Origin of the sequence: Nostoc sp. S13 (genome assembly GCF_029379315.1) — a bacterium.
In the GTDB taxonomy this organism is placed as follows: Bacteria; Cyanobacteriota; Cyanobacteriia; order Cyanobacteriales; family Nostocaceae; genus Nostoc.
The window spans coordinates 30,160-48,290 of sequence record NZ_JAQYWQ010000045.1; the positions used below are offsets into that span (position 1 = coordinate 30,160).

Below are 18,131 nucleotides of genomic sequence, written 5' to 3' on the forward strand. Positions count from 1 at the left end.
AAAACATTATAAAATAAGCTGATTACCTATGAGCCAATACTGGTCGTTTAAGACTTGATCCCCCAACGCCCTTTAGAAAGGAGGGCTGTTTCATCCCCTCAAAGGCACTGACTTACAAACGTCTAAGCCCAAAAAATCAGGTGATTAAAAAATCTCACTGGATAATTCTGATCGCGATCGCGCTGAAATTGACTCGTTGAGATGGTAATTTTGCGATTACTAACCTCTCTAAATTTCTCGCCTATGCTTTTGACAAAATCTCTAAGAGATCGAATGAAACAGCCCTAGTTGAGAAAGGGGGACTAAGAATGGCTTATTTTCCCCCTTTAAAAGGAGGATATCTCATAACTATGCACCTTAACCGAGCAGTATTGACCCATGAGTAAATGATAATCAATACAGTAATTAACCCAATACTGCACGAATAGTTGATTAACAACTTTACTCCTCAAATTTGGGAATTTTTAATAGACAAATTCAGAGGAAATAGATCACATTTATACACTAACTTCATATACAATAAAAATTGCGTAGGCGTAGCCCCCCGCAGGCATGGCATCAGGTCTTAAGTAGCTGACGTGCAAATGCGATCGCCTCTATTGGTGTTGAGACTTTGCCCTCAACTTGTGCTACAGCAATTTCTGTCAACAGTTGGCCGATAATTGGCGAAGCTGGAATATCTAATGCTATAATCAACTCTTTCCCGCTCACTAGTGCAGTGGGATGAGCGACCAGATCATCAGGGTTCAGGTAGCGGTTGATCAAAGATGCCCAGACTAGGCAGCCCCTTGCTTTGGTTTCCTCTGTTATAGCAACTGCTGTGTGTAGTGGCTTGTCACCAGACATCGCCTCTACCAAATTATTAAGTGCCACAGCTAACACTACCGTAGCGGGAAACACCATATCTGCGTCATGGAACAAAAAGTATTGTTCTCGCAAGGACATATCGACTACTTGAAGCTGCGGTAATAGTTTCAGAGCAGTGGTTACACCCCGGATTTCGGCACGACTATAAGTTAGTTCGTGTAGCTCTATTTCTGCTAATTCGGGATCTGGGTTGACAAGACAAGCAAGTTTGGCAATACCTAACCAAGTGGTTTTGATAGTATCGCGGACATATTTTTGCAGTTGTGCGCCTAATTGTTGCCAATTTTGGGTGAGTAAGGCAGCTGCATTGTCAACTGCTGCGAGTTTGATCAAGCTTTCACGGGTGGCGTTTTTGAAGAAAGGGGCAATTAAACCATCTTCCCAAGCACTTGTGATCCAAGGAGTACCCTGAGAATTTGCTAGTAAATAGCCAATTTCTACCCTAACTCGTTCAGCTGCAACTTTGCTGATATTTGATGCCAAAGAACGAATTGCGGCTTGGGTAACTGGCTCAATAGTAAAACCTAGTTGGGCAGCTTGGCGATAACCTCGCATTAACCGCAAAGGGTCATCTTCTAGGTTCGCGGGTGATACCATTCGCAAAATGCCCTGTTGTAAGTCTATACAACCTTGCAGAGGATCGATAATTTCTTGTGTATGGGGATTATAGGCGATCGCATTTACTGTAAAATCCCGTCTATGCAAGTCAACTTCTAAACTATTTCCTTCCTGTTGGGCAAAATCAGCTGTGGCGTGGGGAAAAACCACACGAGCAATTTGTCGTTTGGCATCGAGTAACACAAAACCAGCTTTGTAATGATGAGCGATCGCTCTGGCGACCTTTACCGCCTTAGATGGTATAACAAAATCTAGATCCAGATATTCGCGAGTTCTGCCAAGGATCGCATCTCGTACAGCACCACCCACGATGTAAGCCGGTTGTGGCAGCCATTCCAAGCTAAAAGGCCAATTTTCGGCAGCTAGGGTAGAAAGAACTGATTCGTGCATTGTAATAAAAATCAACCCAGCAACTCATGAATAACAGTTGGGCTTAAGCTAGATTAACAATAAAGGCGTCTGGAGTTGGTTCTATTATGTGTATTTGTGTGAACTGCCACTATGTAGACAGCTGTTTTACCTATCATGCCGTAGAAGGGCAGCACCAACAGCCTCACTTGACCGAAACACCAAATTTTGATCCGAATGAACCTTCGATCAATGTCAACATTCGGACTAAAGAGGATGAAATTGAAATGGAATGGGATGTTGTTGGTTGTCTGAGCTTTAAGCGGGAAACGGGTAAGTGGTCGAAATTGCGTCCTGGTGAATTAGTGCCGACTTGACAAGTCAACAGTAGTATGTCAGCATCATGCCCATTAATAACAGAACCTTGACAATTGATTTCCAAGTTTCCTAGTGAAAGCAAAAGTATTTATTTTGACTTTGCACACGTAATTTTTTCGAGGGGGTATAGCGATCGCTCAAACCCTAATTCTTTCCTTGACCCCCTCGACAAGCTGCTGTGTAAGCGTTTGAGGGTATGTGCAGTTACATTTTTGTCAATAATTTAGGCTTATTGACAAATAAATTAGACCCCCTCGAAAATGACCCTTCAAAACCAGTCACAGCAAGGGTTATACAAGGGTGGGGTTTCTTCAATCACTTCCCCTCACGGGGATGGAAACCCTGTCAAAGTAGCCCAATAGACAGCCCTAGAGTTGTCTGGTTTCTTCAATCACTTCCCCTCACGGGGATGGAAACAGGCATTTCTCGTTCCCAGTCTGTGACTGGGAATGCCTAATGAGAGGCAGAGCCTCTCTCTTGACTTGCGGCAGAGCCGCTTTTGATTTGCATTTCCAGCCTCTAGCTGGAAAGGAGGTTTAGCTTAAGTTGACACCTATGAGCAATCTTCCCTACAACAAACGTGGTTCAAATACATGAAAACTCCTGTAAAGGTGACTACTGCACCAAACAGCACTAGTTGTAAATATTTTTGTAAGTAACTATAAAGCAGGACTTATGCAAAAAGGCAGTGAAAGCCTTGATTTACCGTAGGGGCAATTCATGAATTGCCCCGACATTTGGTACTCTCGTTTGCCTTCTTCTGCCCCGTCCACAGCCCCATCTAATACTGGTGAGCATTAGCCATTCCTGCATTTAATTTTAATTAATCTTTACTTAAAGATAGCTTAATCATTAGGCATAGATAATGACAAAGTAAAAAAAATACAATATCCCTCAGTAAATATTATCTCTAGTAGGAATACTGATATGCTCAAGAGAAATCTGATTCTGTTCTTGTTAGCGTCATTTTTTGCTGCCCCCGCCGCTAACGCAGAGGTTAAGCTGGTCGCAATTGGCAGCCTGAGTGGTAACATCAGCGATCTCTCCAGCAAAACCTCCCCTCAGCTCGAAAGCGGTGTTCCAGGAAACCTCCTCGGTGGTTTTGGGTCAGGATTAGCCTACGCTGGCCGTAACACCTTCATCGCCATCCCAGATCGGGGCCCGAATGCCAAGGCATACAATAGCGCTGTGGATGACACAACATCCTATATCAACCGCTTCCAAACCATCAGTCTGAAACTCGTACCAAGCCAGCTTGGTTCGGCGTTGCCCTTTACTGTTACTCCTACTCTAATTGACACAACCCTCTTATCGAGCAAGAAGCCTCTCTACTACGGTACTGGGGTGGGACTGGGAGTGCCTAGCGGTGTCCCTACCCTGAATACCAAGAATACCTACTATTTCACTGGACGCTCAGACAACTTCGACCCCACCCAGATATCGACCTATCCCAATGATGCCCGCTTCGATCCTGAGGGTGTGCGTGTATCCAATGATGGTGAGTCCATCTTTATCTCTGATGAATATGGCCCCTATGTCTACCAATTCAACCGCGAGACAGGTAAGCGCATCAAGGTTTTTACGCTCAACAGCAAGTTCGCAGTCAAAAACCTAAATCCTGTTGGTAATACAGAAATTAGCAGTAACACGTCTGGACGTGTTGCGAACAAGGGTATGGAAGGTCTCGCGATTACCCCTAATGGCAAGACCCTAGTCGGCATCTTGCAGAGTCCGTTGCTCCAGGACGGCGGTACTAATGGCGCTTACACCAGAATTGTTAAGATCGACATTGCAACAGGTGCCACCCAGGAATACGCCTATCAGCTAGATAATATCGGCACCGCAGCTAAACCAAAATACCCCACAGTAAGTGAGATTTTGTCCATCAACGATCGCGAATTCCTAGTAGACGAACGAGATGGCAAGGGGTTGGGCGATGGCTCTCAGGCTGCCTTCAAGAAGATATACCGTATCAATCTGAAGAATGCTCAAGAAGTAAGCAATATCAGTGGTGAAAACAACCTTGTTGGTAAGGCAGTTAGCAAGACCCTGTTCCTCGATGTAGTAGCTACGCTAACTCAGAATGGGATCAAAGCAGAGGACATACCTGCCAAGCTTGAAGGTTTGGCTTTTGGGCCAGATGTGCTTATCAACCACACGATTAAGCATACGCTCTTCATTACCAATGATAATGACTTCGTTGGTGCCATAACGTCGGATGCTTACCATCCAGCAGGTATCGACAACCCAAACAAGTTCTTTGTCTTCGCAATTGACACTACTGATATCCCAGGCTTCGTACCCCAGAAGATTAAAGATCAGCATGAATATCCAGGGTTCCGGGAAAGAGAATGATCGTAGTATCTCTTGTGGGGTGGGCATGTTCCCATTGGTGTCAAGTTAACAAAATTAGAGTCTTGTCAAATTGGTAAACTCAACGTATGGCAGGCAATCCTATGTCGAACTCACCGACTTATTAAAGAAGTTGGTGAGCTAAATTTCCAAATTTTGATCCGAATGAACCTTCGATCAATGTCAACATTCGGACTAAAGAGGATGTAATTGAAATGGAATGAGATGTTGTTGGCTGTCTAAGCTTTAAGCGGGAAACCGGTAAGTGGTCGAAGTTGCGTCCTAGTAAATTAGTGCCAACTTGAAAAGTCAACAGTAATATGTTATGCTTGCGCCGATTAATAACAGAACCTTGATAATTCAATACCAAGTTTCCTAGTGAAAGCAAAAGTATTTATTTCGACTTTGCACACGTAATTTTTTCGAGGGCGTATAGCGATCGCCACCCTGGAAGTAACGATAACAAATTTTTTGTTAGTTGGGGGGACACACCGTTATTTACATTGCCCATCCCATAATTAGTAATGCCTTTGCCAAAACCTACCCTTTAGATTCTCTTTTGGAGTAGAGCGATCGCCTCTTTTACGGCTAAGAATCTAATGAGAGAGTGCGATCGCGTCGCTTACCGTAGGTATCGCTTGTTCTCAATTGCGACGGAAATTCCTCTTGCGTTGCTTGTGCCTTGCTACTTCTTTGCGCTTGTGTTTTTCCAAAGGCGTTTCAAAGTGACGATGCTTTCTCATGTCTGGAAAAATACCTGCTTTGGAAACTTCCCTCTTAAACCGACGTAAGGCTGACTCAATTCCTTCATTTTCGCCCACAAATACTTGGGTCATTTTCATCTCCTACTTAATTGGCACTGGGCAATTTTAGGCCATCCAGTATACCGAAGTGCAAAAAGGGCAGATAATGATTCTGCCCTTAAGACGTTAAAACTGAATTTTTTATCTTAAAGCTTAGTAGCGTCCTCGAGAGTATCCACCACCACCACCACTGTTGCCGCGACGGTCTCCTCCACCAAAGGAACCACCTCTATCTTCCTTCGGTTTAGCCTTATTGACTTTGAGATCACGTCCCATCCACTCAGCACCATCAAGAGCTTCAATGGCAGCTGTTTCTTCGGCTTCTGTACCCATCTCTACAAAAGCAAAGCCGCGTGGACGTCCTGTTTCACGGTCAGTAGGTAACTGAACCCGTTTTACAGAACCATGTTCGGCAAAAACAGAAGTGAGGTCTTCTTGTGTGACCTCGTAGGATAGATTACCTACATAAATTGACATGCATTATCTCCAAAATCATAGGTGTGTAGAGATTTAGATTTCGGAGACAAGCTTGTTAAGACCAAAAGGAAAAAGCCTGTCAATACTAAAAACAAACACTGTAACCGAATTTTATTCTCACCTAACTACCTTAGCACATCATTGCAGTTCTTACCCACCGTAAAAAAGCAAGTACTAACAGTCAGAGCGCTACGCGCAATATTGGGTATTGGGTATTGGGCATTGGGCATTGGGCATTGGGCATTGGGCATTGGGCATTGGGCATTGGGCAATTCAATTTTAGATTTTGGTGAAGCAGCGCGGGAACAGGGGAGCCAGTGCTTCAAGTCGGCGGAACCCCGCAACGCAGTGGCTCCCCATGAGCCAATACAGTTCAGTTAAGCATTTCTTGCTTCTCTTCCTTCTCTTCCTTTGCGACGGCAGTCGCTCATGGGGGAGACCCCCAAGACCGCGCTGCCTCTCCTTTGCGGTTCGTTAAAAAAATTGACTTTGACAAAGAGTTTTAGCCTTAACCCAAGCGTATTGCCCCATGAGCGACTGCACCAAGCCGTTCGCGTAGCGTCTCGCGTTGGGAGAAGGGATTGACGATAGCGCCACAAAGAGCGAGTCCGCCTCCCTTGCGCGTCTCGTAGAAAGCGTCTTTTGGATTAAATTTAATTCTTTAATCCAAAATCTAAAATCTAAAATCTAAAATCTAAAATCTAAAATTCTTACTCCCCATCTTCTAAATCAGCGATTCATGGGCAACTCCGTCATTAAGTAGCATAAATTCCCCAAATAATTGCAAAATAAATGCAGTTCGTCATTGTTATTACCTGGAAATGCCGACTACATTTGCTGACGCCCAAAATTTACTTTCTGACCTGATCGCCCGCTATTCAAAGCGTGTAGATTATCTGATGATTCGCCTTGAAGAGGCAGAAGGGACTGATATCTTGTTGCGTGGCGACAAGGTAGAAACCCTCAGTGAAGGCATCTCCATTGGTGGACATATTCGCGCTTGTTATAAAGGTGGATGGGGGTTGAGCTGCTTTAACCAGCTGGCGACAATTAAGGATCGGATTGAAGAAGCGATTGCTGCTGCGCGGATGGTTGGTGATGAAGAAACTTTACTTGCACCCATTGACCCGGTGCAAGCAGTGTGCATTCTCCCCCTAAAAGGCACTGACCCCCGAAAAATCCCCCTCTGGAAGAAAAAACAATTGTGCGATCGCTATACTGAATTGCTCAAAAGTGTTGATCGTCGGATTACTACTACCTCGGTGCGTTATGGTGACAGCGCCCAAAAAGTGATCATCGCTACCTCAGAAGGCACTTTGATCGAGCAATCTTGGGTAGATATGGAAATGCGCTTTGCCGCCACCGCCAGAAATGGCGAAACTGTACAAACCGGACGGGAAACTACTGGCTCTCGCAAAGGTTACGAAGATTTAACTGATTTGGATGAACAGGTCAAAAGTGCAGCCCAAAGAGCGATCGCAGCTTTATCTCTCCCATCGGCGAAAGGCAATATCTACACCGTAGTCATTGATCCTATTCTCACGGGTTTATTTGTTCACGAAGCCTTCGGACATCTTTCTGAGGCCGATATGGCTTACGAAAACCCCGATCTGCTGGAAGTCATGACCATTGGACGGCGGTTTGGCCCAGAAGAACTCCAAATTTTTGATGGTGCCGCCCCAGAGGGACATCGCGGCAGCTATTTTTACGACGACGAAGGGACGCCTGCTACTACTACTCAACTAATTAAAGATGGAGTTTTAGTTGGACGTTTACATTCTCGTGAAACTGCTGGCAAATTGGAGGAATCGCCTACGGGGAACGCACGCTGTCTCAACTATCACTTTACTCCAATTGTGCGGATGACAAATACTTGGATTGAACGGGGTAAAACACCAGTCAAAGACTTATTCACCGATATCAAAGAAGGCGTTTATGCCCGTAATTGGTTGGGTGGGATGACGAATGGGGAAATGTTCACCTTCAGTGCTGGGGAAGCGTGGATGATTAGGAACGGCAAAATTGCTGAACCTGTGCGGGATGTAACGCTTTCGGGAAATGTATTCCAAACTTTAGCGGATATTGAGGCACTTGGTGATGATTTTTACTGGGATGAATCGGGCGGTTGTGGTAAGGGGGGGCAAAACGGCTTGTCAGTGGGTTGTGGTGGCCCTAGTCTGCGAATTCGAGATGTAGTAGTTGGTGGGGAAATGTAAACTACCCGCCGCTATAGCAATCCTGAATCATTCTTGAGAAACAAGATCCCCGACAACTTTTACGAAGTCGGGGATCTGCGAGTTGCAATTAGTAAAAAAAAATCAATTTGCTAGCCAGAAAGCGACGTTACGCACATAGGTTTTGATATCTTCTAAGGCGCGTGGCTGTTTTTTCATGCCATCTCCTGGTGATTCATCTACAAAAGTGGGACAGCCTTTGTTAATATCCCAGTTGTAATCGACTAAATGATGAAAGCTGGAGTTAGCTACTGCTCGTCCTAGTATATTCCCCTGTTTATCTTGATGATGCTCGATCGCTACAAGCAAATTGAAGTTACGACCTGTAACTAAACTTTTACCAAGGGCAATTACCCGCGCGTTTGTATTGCCCAAAGGCACGCCAATACCGCCTTCGTGGGGATGCGTTGGGAAAAATTCGATACTTCCCGAAGGGGAATTGGGATTTTTTAAAAGCTCGTGAATCGGTTCAACAATCGTAATTTTTTGATAATCGCCGTTAGCTCCAGAATGATAGTTGGGCCAGGAGATATAAGTTGTGTATGAGTCATCTCGGCTCCAGCGAGATTCATCGGGATCGGGATTTTTGGTATTGAAATAGTGGACATCACCAATGTCAATTAAACCAGACATCGAACAGCCCATATCCTGATGATCGCGTGTTGTCAAAATACCGCCGCCGCGTTGCCGAAAAGCATTAATTCCGGCAATGTCTTTTTCGGTTAAACCCTTATCCACTTCTAAGCCAAATAGCCAAAGTTCATCAAAATCTGATTTGTCGAGACTACTTAAAACTGGGTCACTACCGACTGCATCTGATTCGTAATCGCGTCCCGTAACTTCAAATAAGGAGTTTCCGGCTTCGTCTTGAATCGATGCTAAGTAATCTTGTAACATCGAGAAACGAAAAATGCTCCAGTCATTTTCAGTCGTAGGAATTGTAGTCTGCAAAAGAATACGAATTGGTTTTGCCATAACCTCTACCAGACGAACACCACAATTGAGTATAGCGATCGCTTTGCACTAATGCTGAAGTTTTTAATTCCCTCAACATCCCTCTCAAGGATGAAAGTAATTCACAACTCTAGGTAGTAGCGCCAGTAGTTGAGAACAGCTAACCTAGATAAACGTAATTCGATATTCACTCTAGTTTTCATTCACCACAGCAATCCTCCGTGGCGCGTGCTGGGGATTTACTGCCTGTCTGGATAGCCTGAAATTAAACGTTCCTTAACGCAGCGACAGATATGAAAGCAGATCAACTCCTGAAAAACTATGCCGCAGGTGTCAGAGACTTTACTGGTGTCAACTTGAGCGAGGCAAACTTAAGAGAAGCCAATCTCAGTGGCGCAATTTTAGATAGAGCAATTTTAGATGGAGCTAATCTAAGTCATGCTAATTTAGCCCACGCCAGTTTGATTGAGGCAGACTTAAATGGAGCAGATTTGAGCAATGCTAATCTCAGTGGTAGCAACTTAAGCCGAGCTATTTTGGATGGAGCCATCTTGGATGGAGCAGCAATGGAAGGAGCTAATTTGAGTCAGGCTGATTTGACGGTTGCTAAACTGATTGACACTAACTTGAGTGAGGCGGATTTGCAGGAAGCAAGCTTGATAGCGGCGAATCTAGATGGAGCCGATTTGAGTGGTGCAGACTTAACTGTAGCCGACTTATCCCAGGCAAATCTCACTCAAGCAGATTTGAACCAGACAAATTTGAGCGGAGCAAATTTGGAGGGAGCCAATATAGAAGGAACAATCCTGGATGAGAATGTGTGACATCTCCCGTCGCTAAATCGCAGTAGTGACTATAGCGGCGGGATATAAGGCAAATTAGTTAAAATAGTTGTCAAACTATCCAGAGAAGAAAGTGCTTGCACCTTCACGTTCGGCAACACGCGTCGAAGTTGCAGCGATGGTTTATCAGGTATTAGTTGCCATTGGACGAACATGTGCGATTAAATCAGTCTATGTAGGGTTGCATTCTAGAAGTTGACAAGTAAAATAGGGAACACTGCCTATCGGCTTGATAACTCGTGCAAAAAAACCATGTAGTTAAAAGCACGCTAGGCTAATATGCGATGGGTGACAAATTTTAGACCTATTGCCTAGAGCTAATAGCCCCATGTTAACAACACTTCCAGACACCTCTGCCAACTTAGCGATCGCCTTATTAATTAACTATAGTTTCGATCTCAGTGGGTATAGTGCCAATGAGCTAGTTGAGCGTTGGCAAACGCAATATCCTCTTAATTGGCTACACCTGGCAGTGATTGAGGCACTATATCAAGGTCGTTATAAAGCGATTTCCGTGCAGCAAATCTTAGTATTTTGGCAGCGCCGGGATCAGGCTGCATATCATTTCAACATGGAATTTGAACGGATGATTTGTAGTAAATTTCCCCAAAGGTTAACCTCATTGGCTGCACCAGCCCTACCGCCAGCCCAGAAAAACCCAACTGTAGAGAAAGTGACGAGTCCTCAATTACCACCAGCTAAGATTCACAACGGCTATCAACAAAGCAATACTGCAACTCTACAATTGAAAAGTTCCGAACCAAAGACATCTTTGAGTGAGGAAGAGGGGAAGCAGGAAGATAGAGATCATCAAACGGTCTTCAAGTCTCCGCTTTCTGGGAAATTTGCCTCTTCGGCAACCCTTCAGCCATCTGCTGTCAGCCAAAGGCAAACTTCACAAGAAAGTCTACCCCCCTCTCCATCACCATTGCATCATAAACGGGCAAAACTGCTTCCACCTGCTGCTATTCATGCCCCAATCGGGCAATTTACTCCAGAAAAAAGCGATCGCTCTGAGTCTTTTACATGTAAACTCAAGGCGATGTCTGGTGAACAGAATCCAAGTGTGGGGAGTGGGGAGTGGGACAGACGCGATTAATCGCGTCTGTACTGGGGAGTAGGGAGGGAAACATCCCAATTTTTCAAAAATTTACGGGACTGATGCAAAAACCCTTTACCACTCTCTTACCTTCGCGCTCTTTGCGTTCTTCTCTGCCAGACGCTGCGCGAATGCGGTTCGTTTCCTCATTCTCTTATTCCTATCTTCAGGCAGGATAATAGCAAATTTCAAAATTTAGGATGCTCCCGTGGCGAATGGGGGAGAAATTAATGTTTTTAGGTTTTTACTCTGCAACTAACTCCTTAAAACGTTGATCATCGGCAATCTCATCAAAATCTAGGTCAGATGCTGCGTCTTCTTTATACCTGGGATTAAGTTCGATTGCTTGTTGTAGAGTTAGCAAAGATAGTTCAACTTGTTTTTGCAGTGCGTAACAGGCTGCTTTGTTGTAATAGGCACTGGCATAATCTGAATTAATTTCTAACGCTTTGTTAAAACTAGCGATCGCTTCATCATCGCGTCCCAATCTTACCAAAGTATAACCGTGTTTATCCCAGATTTTGGGAGAATTGGGTTGGAATTCCCGCGCTTTTTCCAAGGCTGCCATTGCTTGTTCGTATTGTTCCAATGCTACTAGGGAAAGACCGCAATTCAACCAAGCAACTGCATCATCAGGCTTGATTTGTGTAGCTTTGTCAAATGAGGCAAAGGCTTGCTGATGCTGTTGTAAGTTACCAAAAGCAACGCCGCGATCGCACCAAGCTTGATGATAATCTGGTTGAATCACAATCGCTCTGTCATAGGATGCGATCGCATCTTTGTAGCGTTTCAACCTTCCGAGAGTTAGACCTCGTTTTAACCAAGCCACAGGTTCATCAGGTTGAATTTTTACCGCTTGGTTGTAAGCTGCGATCGCATCTTCATAACGCCTTTCAGAAAACAGCCCATCTCCCTGTTTTACATACTCATCAGCAGTGAATTCCGGTTGTTGTAGCTCTTGCTGTATTTCTTCCTCAACATCAGAATTAACCACCTTTGGGATGGATTCAGGTGTAATTTCAGTTAGTTCTTGAAGGATGAGATCCTTTCTTTCTTGAGCATCCAATTGTAACTCAGAGAGTTGAGAAACAAACTCCGTTTCTAATCTTTCTAAGTTCTGCAAAATGATCATCTTTTGTTGTTGAGCATTCCATTGTAATTCTGAGAACTGCGAAGTAAACTCAGAACCCGATTTTTCTAAATTCTCAATGATTAACTCTTTGGAGTTTTTAGCATCTACTTGGAATTCCGATAATTTTTCACCAAACTCTAACTGCAATGCTGTTAAACTTTCAACAATTTTATTTTTTTGCTCCTGAGCATCTACCTGTAATTCTGATAATTGATCAGCAAATTCTGACTGCAAATTTGTGAAACTTTCAACAGCTATATTTTTTTGCTTTTGGGCATCAGATTGCCATCCAGAAAGTTGGGATATAAACTCAGACCTTGATACTTCTAAATTAGCAACGGCTAGTTCTTCTTGTTGTTGGATACCTAGCTTTAAATTAGACAGTTCCTCTGCCATCACAGATGCTAATTTTTCTAGATTTTCTAGCGCTATATCTTTTTGTTGTTGAGCATCAAACTCTAACTTAGATAGCCCCGAAGCAAATTTTGACTCTAAAGTTTTTATGTTTACTTGAGATTTTTTGAGTTCAGTTTCTAATCTACTTAATACCTGTGTTTTAGCTAAATATAGCTCAGATGTAAGGATAGAGACATTTTCTTGTTCATTTTTAATTTTTTGTTGTAAAGCAGTCGTTTCCTGTTCTAATTCATAATTGATTTTTTTAGCCTCTTGAATAACATTTTCAGCCTCTTGCCTAACGGTGGTTAGCTGATTTTGTAATTTTTCCAGTCCCTGTAGTTGTTGCATTGCTTTATCAACAATTTCACGAATTACTAACCGTCGCAGGAGCCAAAATAAAGCAATGATCGCGACTGGAAATAGACTTAATATAACTAGCCAGACATTGAGTAAGATAGTTGTACGGCTAAAAGCGCTATTAAAATCAGATTGGACTTGCTGTTGAATTCGCTTTTCGGCTCGTAGTCGTGCTAATTCTTCCCGTTCCTGATTCGATAAGACTGGAGCAGGAGTTAGTGCTGGGGAGGGTGATGGTGCAGATTGTCCACTGGCAATTCCAACGGATAACAGTAAGGGTAAAAAGACAATAGCACTTTTTACAATTAAAGCGAAAACAGCTTGATTTTTGCTCTTCATAACAACCATCTCAGTCTGTTGGTCAGTTTTTGAAGCGGCGTGCCTCTCTCCAATCTATAACAGAATTAAGTAGTCAAATGTTGTATAGGCAGTCAGAAATGCCGAAGAATTCTTAACTAATCGGTTGTATTGTCCCTTAGTCTGCGTAAAACTTCAGTGGTGGAATGCGAAACCCCGCTTTCATTCCTCTCACGCCAGTTGCTAGAACTCTTAGCCACCCCCTTGCGGAGGTTCCCTCCGTTGTGGGGAGTGGCGTGGGAAAATACGCAACGCACTGGCTCCCCCACAGTCCGAGAGGCTTTGAAACCACCCTGCTTCCCTCATGAGAAGTAGGGTGCTTAGGTTTGGGAGATTTTGCTGTTACCAACAATACTTTTCAAATATCCGTTTACACCATCCGCCGAACTAAGTTCAGACTTTGTTCCTACAAATAGCAGGGCGTTGAAACTGGAATTTGCACCTATACGCGAAGTGTCAGGTGTGGGTACTTCGCACTAACATTAGATTATCTAGGGTAAGTAGATTACTTGTCCTAAAATTAACTTCACAAAGGCGGTAGAAAATGGGTCGCTTAAATCCTTATACACTGCAATTGCAGATTACCCGAATGTTTGAGCAAGGGCAATCATTTTTTGCTACAACCAAGGTACAGGAATGGTTGAAAGAACGCAAACACAATCCAGAGGATTATGACATTATTTTCCATAAAAAACCCGCGCCTCCTGGTTCAAAAGAAGTAATGGTGGTGGAAATTGAATTACGCCGCAAAGATGGACAACCTGTAGATTCTTGGTTGCAGGAACAAGCAAATCTCCATGCCTGATTTTAGCAACTAGCAATTTTCAATTTAAATTCATATTATCTTAACAGAATTTACCAAAATATAGCGTTCCTAATTGGGAACGCTATTTGTTATTTTTGTATTAGATCATAAATACCTTTTAAAATCATCGTGTTTTCTTCTATTTCTTCCTGGTAAATCGATATATTTTCATATAAGACCAATTAGTCTCATCTTCCAAGTTATATAAATTACTCATTTCTGTTTTAAAAACATCTTTGAGTTTCCAAAGAAATTCGCGATTAACTATCACAAAAACTGTATCTGCATTTTTAGTTATTGTACTAACTTTTTCTGCCTTATTTTTACCATTCACTGTTTCGAGAACATATTCTGGTGCATATATAGTCGATGAATCTCCGTAATATTGGAATAATCTAGGCTGTCCAAAGAGCAATACAGATTTTGCCGATTTATCTCGATGTTGTAAAATGTAGTGAACAGCTGAGCGGTAGTCATCTTTTGCATAGGCTGGATTTGAATAGTATTGAAAATTTGAATAAACATTCATAATTACCAAAAAAACAGTCGCTAACTTGGCAACTTGAGCCACTATATCAAGTTTATTCTGACGCTGGTAATTATGTAAAAACGCTGATGGAATCAGAATGGCAACTGGTATACATAGATAAAAAGAGTGGCGCGGTAGCCAATTAATTTTTGTCGCCAGGGCAAACAGAAAGTTTAGTAAAAATGATGTTACCAAAAGAGATGTAAATAAGTAATCAGCCCGTTGATATCTTTTTCTCTTTTGCTGTTTCAATAAACTTCTTAATAAAGCGATAACAATTACAGTAATGACAGTAATAAGTATTAGGAAATGGGGCCAGTAACTAAGTAAGATTTTTATCTTTTTATCATCACGTAATTGTTCCAGTGGTGGCCCATAGGATGTCCCGACTAATATACCGTAGATTACAAACATAATGTTTTGAATTATGGGTAATCCACTACGAGTCACTGTAGTAGCTGTTGGATCAGATGCCGCAGGTGAAGACAAGTAAAACCAAATCATTGGAGAAGAAAAAATTACCGGCGGTATCCACCATTTGAGCCATTCTTTGAAGTTTCTATAAACGATAGCATGAGAGAAACAAAGGGCTGAACTAAACATTATTGTCAAAATACTGCCAAAACTTCCGATCGCAGTAAATATCCCAAAAAGCACTTGTGAAATAATCTTATTACTCTTATTTTCATTCATTGAATGACTAAAGAAGTATATCTGAAATGAAGCTATAAATATTAATAATGAGTAAGGTCTGGCATCTTGGCTATAGAACACGCAAAAAGAACTAACTGCTACGATCATGGACGACCATAAAGCATGTTTTTTTCCATAAACACCTAGGCTAGTAAAGAATATGGCAATTACTGAGCCGACTCCTAGCAAAGCTGAGAGCGATCTAATGGCAAATTCACTATCTCCAAAAACCGAACGCCAATAGAACAACACCAAATAATAAAGCGGTTGGTATTTGTCACCAGCTTCTCGATTTATAATTTTGAAGAGATTTTCTTGAACGGTTGTAGCATCAGATAAGGCTAGACTCCAGCCTTCATCAAACCAAAGACTTTGATTTTGCAACAAACAGAAACGCAGAAAGATGCTAATTATGATAATAATAAAAACAACAAAATAGTATTTTGACTGTTTCATCTAAATCTCCAAAGCACTGGTACACAAGATATACAACTTTCTCAGCATGAAAATTCCACCTCTCGTTGAGTGAAAGATTGTAATTATTATTTCTATGCTGAGGTGGGAGGAATCTTATCTATGGAAAACTTTATCACAGGAAGGAGTATTTTGTTGCGTGGATGATCAAGTTACTACAATAAACCTTTAAAATCTCTATAGGACTCCGATTTGATTCTTGAAATCCACGTAGGGGAGCCAGTACGTTGCTTTGGTTCCCTACGTTGCAGCAACTGGTGAACCAGCGCTGCAAGAAGGTTTCCTTCTGTAGGCGACTGGTGAAGCCGAAGGGCGTTGTGTTAGCGATCGCAAACGTACTAAAATCTTGGAATGATGCTGTACTCTCGTCTAACACACCCTACAAGACTGCTTATATTTTTTCAAAACAATTTACGATTCTCGTAGCAGATGAGTAGGTATATTGGCATGAGTGAAACTACAGAAACGATTTTCAGCAAAATCATTCGTCGGGAAATTCCGGCTGATATTATTTATGAGGATAATTTGGTCTTGGCATTCAAAGACATCCACCCCCAAGCGCCCGTTCATATCCTCCTCATTCCCAAAAAAACCATTCCTACACTAGCTGATGCTGAATCTGAGGATCACGCTCTATTGGGGCATCTTTTGTTAACCGCCAAACGTCTTGCAGAAGAAGCGGGACTGAAAAATGGTTATCGAGTTGTCATCAACACTGGTGATGACGGTGGTCAAACAGTCCATCACTTACATGTGCATATTTTGGGAGGACGGCAGTTGAACTGGCCCCCTGGTTGATAAAACCCGATGAATTGTATCTCTAGACGCAATTCATCACTAAAAAAAATCACCTTTGACTTAACAAAGTATGTTCAGTTTAATTCCCCTGCCTCTTGTGGCAGCAGGAATTGAACGCCTAATTAAAATCCCCGTCACAAAACGTAATTGCGAATTGCGAATTGGTTTAATCATTATGCTTCAGGTATACGTAGTCCGTTTTACCTTTGCTAAATGAAATGACCAATCCAAAATACTGTAAGAATGTCATCATAGTTATGGTAAGAACGCACTGGAGACAAGACAACGGTTTACGCACGTCCCTTAGCACGGTTAATTGAACAATTGCAACGCTTGCCGGGAGTTGGCCCTAAATCTGCCCAGCGACTGGCTTTGCATATTTTGAAGCGCCCAGAAGCTGAAGTAGAGGCTTTAGCACAGGCTTTAATTGAGGCAAAAAAACAGATCGGCTTGTGTTCTGTTTGCTTTCACTTATCTGCTGAACCAGTTTGTGAAATCTGTCGCAATTCCAACCGTGACAACAGCACTATCTGTGTTGTAGCAGATCCCCGCGATGTGATTGCGCTGGAAAAAACGCGCGAGTACAAAGGTAAATATCACGTTTTGGGTGGGGTGATTTCGCCAATTGATGGAATTGGGCCAGAACAGTTGACTATAGTGGCTTTGCAGCGCCGGGTGAATCAGCAAAAACCTCAAGAAGTTATTCTGGCAATTAGTCCGAGTGTAGAAGGGGAGACAACAACACTATATATCGGTCAGCTACTGAAACCATTTACCAAGGTGACGCGGATTGCCTTTGGTTTGCCTGTAGGTGGTGATTTGGAGTACGCCGACGAAGTAACCCTGGCAAGGGCATTGGAAGGACGACGGGAGTTAGATTAGGCTTAAATAAACTTCCTTATTTCAAGCCAGCTTTCGCTGTTGCTCATCGCCCCACTCATTTTGTTAAAATCACGTCTGCCAGCACGTAAATTTTCAGGCACTACGATGTGTGCAAAGGCATTTGGGTAATTATAACCCAAAAATCAACAAGCTAGTCTTAAAGGGAGTGAGCTATTGCCAGCAACGCAGTCCAGAAGCCTCAATAAAAAGCATTTGCCTCTGGTGTCGCTTGAATAAGGAAAATGATAGAGTTAAGAGCGATCGCTACGTGAAAAGTGTAGATAAGATATGGCTGACCAAAAAGATAAAGCTCAAGAAAAAAACCGCCTTGAACAGCTTCAAGAAGAACAAGGCAACACCGATCCTAAACACTCAGGGGGTGCTGGCGCTTCTGGCGGCAACTCAGGTGCAGGTAAATCTGGCACATCAAAAATTTCTGCCACTGGTACACCTGATGATATCGAAAAAGTTGAGCAGGAGTAAAGCTGACTCCGACGACGAGTCAAGGTTTAACTGCGTCGGCTCTCATTTGTAACTAAACTCAACAATGGTGGATTGAATACCTGATTATTTAGTCCACCATAGCCATCGCTTTGCGATCGTCAGAAGGAGCATGATACTGACGTTATTTACAGTGCTGATTCTAAGTAGTTATGGTCAGAAACCTGAAGAATCTACTAAGTAGGTCAACTTAATTAAATATAAGATAGAGATACTCTTCCCGTTGTATGTC

The 18,131-nt window shown here is 42.7% G+C and carries 17 protein-coding genes and 1 pseudogene; 10 read left to right on the forward strand and 8 right to left on the reverse strand.

Translation table 11 applies throughout. The features are described from left to right. Positions 1 to 558: 558 nt before the first annotated feature. Complete coding sequence (locus PUQ00_RS15830; RefSeq protein WP_300418290.1) at positions 559 to 1,875, reverse strand: CCA tRNA nucleotidyltransferase; 1,317 nt, start codon at positions 1,873 to 1,875, stop codon at positions 559 to 561. 86 nt (positions 1,876 to 1,961) lie between these two features. Between PUQ00_RS15830 and PUQ00_RS15835 the strand changes: the two genes are divergently transcribed. The 3 genes and pseudogenes from PUQ00_RS15835 to PUQ00_RS15845 all read left to right on the forward strand — a co-directional run bounded on the left by PUQ00_RS15835 (position 1,962) and on the right by PUQ00_RS15845 (position 4,868). Beyond that, positions 1,962 to 2,210 (forward strand): Ycf34 family protein, encoded by a 249-nt coding sequence (locus PUQ00_RS15835; protein ID WP_300418293.1) that lies wholly within the window; start codon positions 1,962 to 1,964, stop codon positions 2,208 to 2,210. A gap of 928 nt (positions 2,211 to 3,138) precedes the next feature. Next, positions 3,139 to 4,566 (forward strand): esterase-like activity of phytase family protein, encoded by a 1,428-nt coding sequence (locus PUQ00_RS15840; protein WP_300418296.1) that lies wholly within the window; start codon positions 3,139 to 3,141, stop codon positions 4,564 to 4,566. Positions 4,567 to 4,739: 173 nt separating this feature from the next. Beyond that, positions 4,740 to 4,868: pseudogene (locus tag PUQ00_RS15845) on the forward strand (Ycf34 family protein). Positions 4,869 to 5,207: 339 nt separating this feature from the next. Here the strand turns inward: PUQ00_RS15845 and rpsU are convergent. From rpsU to PUQ00_RS15860, 3 genes are all read right to left on the reverse strand, one after another. Beyond that, positions 5,208 to 5,399, reverse strand: coding sequence for a 30S ribosomal protein S21 (rpsU, locus tag PUQ00_RS15850; RefSeq protein WP_094333031.1), 192 nt, complete (start codon positions 5,397 to 5,399; stop codon positions 5,208 to 5,210). A 120-nt stretch (positions 5,400 to 5,519) separates the two neighbouring features. Further along, positions 5,520 to 5,843 (reverse strand): RNA-binding protein, encoded by a 324-nt coding sequence (locus PUQ00_RS15855; RefSeq protein WP_300418299.1) that lies wholly within the window; start codon positions 5,841 to 5,843, stop codon positions 5,520 to 5,522. A gap of 125 nt (positions 5,844 to 5,968) precedes the next feature. Continuing rightward, positions 5,969 to 6,169, reverse strand: a complete 201-nt coding sequence (locus PUQ00_RS15860; protein WP_300418302.1) for a hypothetical protein — start codon at positions 6,167 to 6,169, stop codon at positions 5,969 to 5,971. Positions 6,170 to 6,664: 495 nt separating this feature from the next. Here PUQ00_RS15860 and PUQ00_RS15865 point away from each other — a divergent pair, with 495 nt between their 5' ends. Continuing rightward, the gene (locus PUQ00_RS15865; protein WP_300418305.1) at positions 6,665 to 8,059 is read left to right on the forward strand and encodes a TldD/PmbA family protein; all 1,395 of its coding nucleotides are present in this window, start codon (positions 6,665 to 6,667) and stop codon (positions 8,057 to 8,059) included. 102 nt (positions 8,060 to 8,161) lie between these two features. Here the strand turns inward: PUQ00_RS15865 and PUQ00_RS15870 are convergent, their stop codons facing one another. Beyond that, positions 8,162 to 9,052, reverse strand: a complete 891-nt coding sequence (locus tag PUQ00_RS15870; protein WP_300418308.1) for a hypothetical protein — start codon at positions 9,050 to 9,052, stop codon at positions 8,162 to 8,164. 272 nt (positions 9,053 to 9,324) lie between these two features. On the opposite strand from PUQ00_RS15870, the gene PUQ00_RS15875 reads away from it, so the two are divergent. Together PUQ00_RS15875 and PUQ00_RS15880 are read left to right on the forward strand one after the other, a co-directional pair. Then, positions 9,325 to 9,855, forward strand: coding sequence for a pentapeptide repeat-containing protein (locus tag PUQ00_RS15875; protein ID WP_300418311.1), 531 nt, complete (start codon positions 9,325 to 9,327; stop codon positions 9,853 to 9,855). A 346-nt stretch (positions 9,856 to 10,201) separates the two neighbouring features. Beyond that, the gene (locus PUQ00_RS15880; protein ID WP_300418314.1) at positions 10,202 to 10,972 is read left to right on the forward strand and encodes a hypothetical protein; all 771 of its coding nucleotides are present in this window, start codon (positions 10,202 to 10,204) and stop codon (positions 10,970 to 10,972) included. A gap of 244 nt (positions 10,973 to 11,216) precedes the next feature. Here the strand turns inward: PUQ00_RS15880 and PUQ00_RS15885 are convergent, their stop codons facing one another. Further along, entirely contained in the window at positions 11,217 to 13,199 is a 1,983-nt protein-coding gene (locus PUQ00_RS15885; RefSeq protein ID WP_300418317.1) for a tetratricopeptide repeat protein, read from the reverse strand. 562 nt (positions 13,200 to 13,761) lie between these two features. Here PUQ00_RS15885 and PUQ00_RS15890 point away from each other — a divergent pair. Next, positions 13,762 to 14,022 (forward strand): hypothetical protein, encoded by a 261-nt coding sequence (locus PUQ00_RS15890; protein ID WP_300418319.1) that lies wholly within the window; start codon positions 13,762 to 13,764, stop codon positions 14,020 to 14,022. Positions 14,023 to 14,161: 139 nt separating this feature from the next. Here the strand turns inward: PUQ00_RS15890 and PUQ00_RS15895 are convergent, their stop codons facing one another. Further along, a complete protein-coding gene (locus PUQ00_RS15895) occupies positions 14,162 to 15,700 on the reverse strand; it encodes a glycosyltransferase family 39 protein (RefSeq protein ID WP_300418322.1) in 1,539 nt (512 codons plus the stop codon). 133 nt (positions 15,701 to 15,833) lie between these two features. Then, the gene (locus PUQ00_RS15900) at positions 15,834 to 16,094 is read right to left on the reverse strand and encodes a hypothetical protein (RefSeq protein WP_300418325.1); all 261 of its coding nucleotides are present in this window, start codon (positions 16,092 to 16,094) and stop codon (positions 15,834 to 15,836) included. A 71-nt stretch (positions 16,095 to 16,165) separates the two neighbouring features. Here PUQ00_RS15900 and PUQ00_RS15905 point away from each other — a divergent pair, with 71 nt between their 5' ends. The 3 genes from PUQ00_RS15905 to PUQ00_RS15915 all read left to right on the forward strand — a co-directional run bounded on the left by PUQ00_RS15905 (position 16,166) and on the right by PUQ00_RS15915 (position 17,881). After that, complete coding sequence (locus PUQ00_RS15905; protein ID WP_300418328.1) at positions 16,166 to 16,516, forward strand: histidine triad nucleotide-binding protein; 351 nt, start codon at positions 16,166 to 16,168, stop codon at positions 16,514 to 16,516. 324 nt (positions 16,517 to 16,840) lie between these two features. Beyond that, positions 16,841 to 17,398, forward strand: coding sequence for a recombination mediator RecR (recR, locus tag PUQ00_RS15910; protein WP_292789635.1), 558 nt, complete (start codon positions 16,841 to 16,843; stop codon positions 17,396 to 17,398). Between the two features lie 288 nt (positions 17,399 to 17,686). Then, entirely contained in the window at positions 17,687 to 17,881 is a 195-nt protein-coding gene (locus PUQ00_RS15915) for a hypothetical protein (protein WP_300418333.1), read from the forward strand. Positions 17,882 to 18,131: the final 250 nt, after the last annotated feature.

Bases quoted from the DNA above. Each gene is read 5' to 3' on its own strand.
- PUQ00_RS15890 (WP_300418319.1), top strand. From the start codon at position 13,762: ATGGGTCGCTTAAATCCTTATACACTGCAATTGCAGATTACCCGAATG.
- PUQ00_RS15880 (WP_300418314.1), top strand. From the start codon at position 10,202: ATGTTAACAACACTTCCAGACACCTCTGCCAACTTAGCGATCGCCTTA.
- PUQ00_RS15905 (WP_300418328.1), top strand. From the start codon at position 16,166: ATGAGTGAAACTACAGAAACGATTTTCAGCAAAATCATTCGTCGGGAA.
- PUQ00_RS15865 (WP_300418305.1), top strand. From the start codon at position 6,665: ATGCCGACTACATTTGCTGACGCCCAAAATTTACTTTCTGACCTGATC.
- PUQ00_RS15885 (WP_300418317.1), bottom strand. From the start codon at position 13,199: ATGAAGAGCAAAAATCAAGCTGTTTTCGCTTTAATTGTAAAAAGTGCT.
- PUQ00_RS15870 (WP_300418308.1), bottom strand. From the start codon at position 9,052: ATGGCAAAACCAATTCGTATTCTTTTGCAGACTACAATTCCTACGACT.
- PUQ00_RS15915 (WP_300418333.1), top strand. From the start codon at position 17,687: ATGGCTGACCAAAAAGATAAAGCTCAAGAAAAAAACCGCCTTGAACAG.
- PUQ00_RS15895 (WP_300418322.1), bottom strand. From the start codon at position 15,700: ATGAAACAGTCAAAATACTATTTTGTTGTTTTTATTATTATCATAATT.
- PUQ00_RS15840 (WP_300418296.1), top strand. From the start codon at position 3,139: ATGCTCAAGAGAAATCTGATTCTGTTCTTGTTAGCGTCATTTTTTGCT.
- PUQ00_RS15875 (WP_300418311.1), top strand. From the start codon at position 9,325: ATGAAAGCAGATCAACTCCTGAAAAACTATGCCGCAGGTGTCAGAGAC.
- PUQ00_RS15855 (WP_300418299.1), bottom strand. From the start codon at position 5,843: ATGTCAATTTATGTAGGTAATCTATCCTACGAGGTCACACAAGAAGAC.
- PUQ00_RS15830 (WP_300418290.1), bottom strand. From the start codon at position 1,875: ATGCACGAATCAGTTCTTTCTACCCTAGCTGCCGAAAATTGGCCTTTT.
- rpsU (WP_094333031.1), bottom strand. From the start codon at position 5,399: ATGACCCAAGTATTTGTGGGCGAAAATGAAGGAATTGAGTCAGCCTTA.
- PUQ00_RS15835 (WP_300418293.1), top strand. From the start codon at position 1,962: ATGTGTATTTGTGTGAACTGCCACTATGTAGACAGCTGTTTTACCTAT.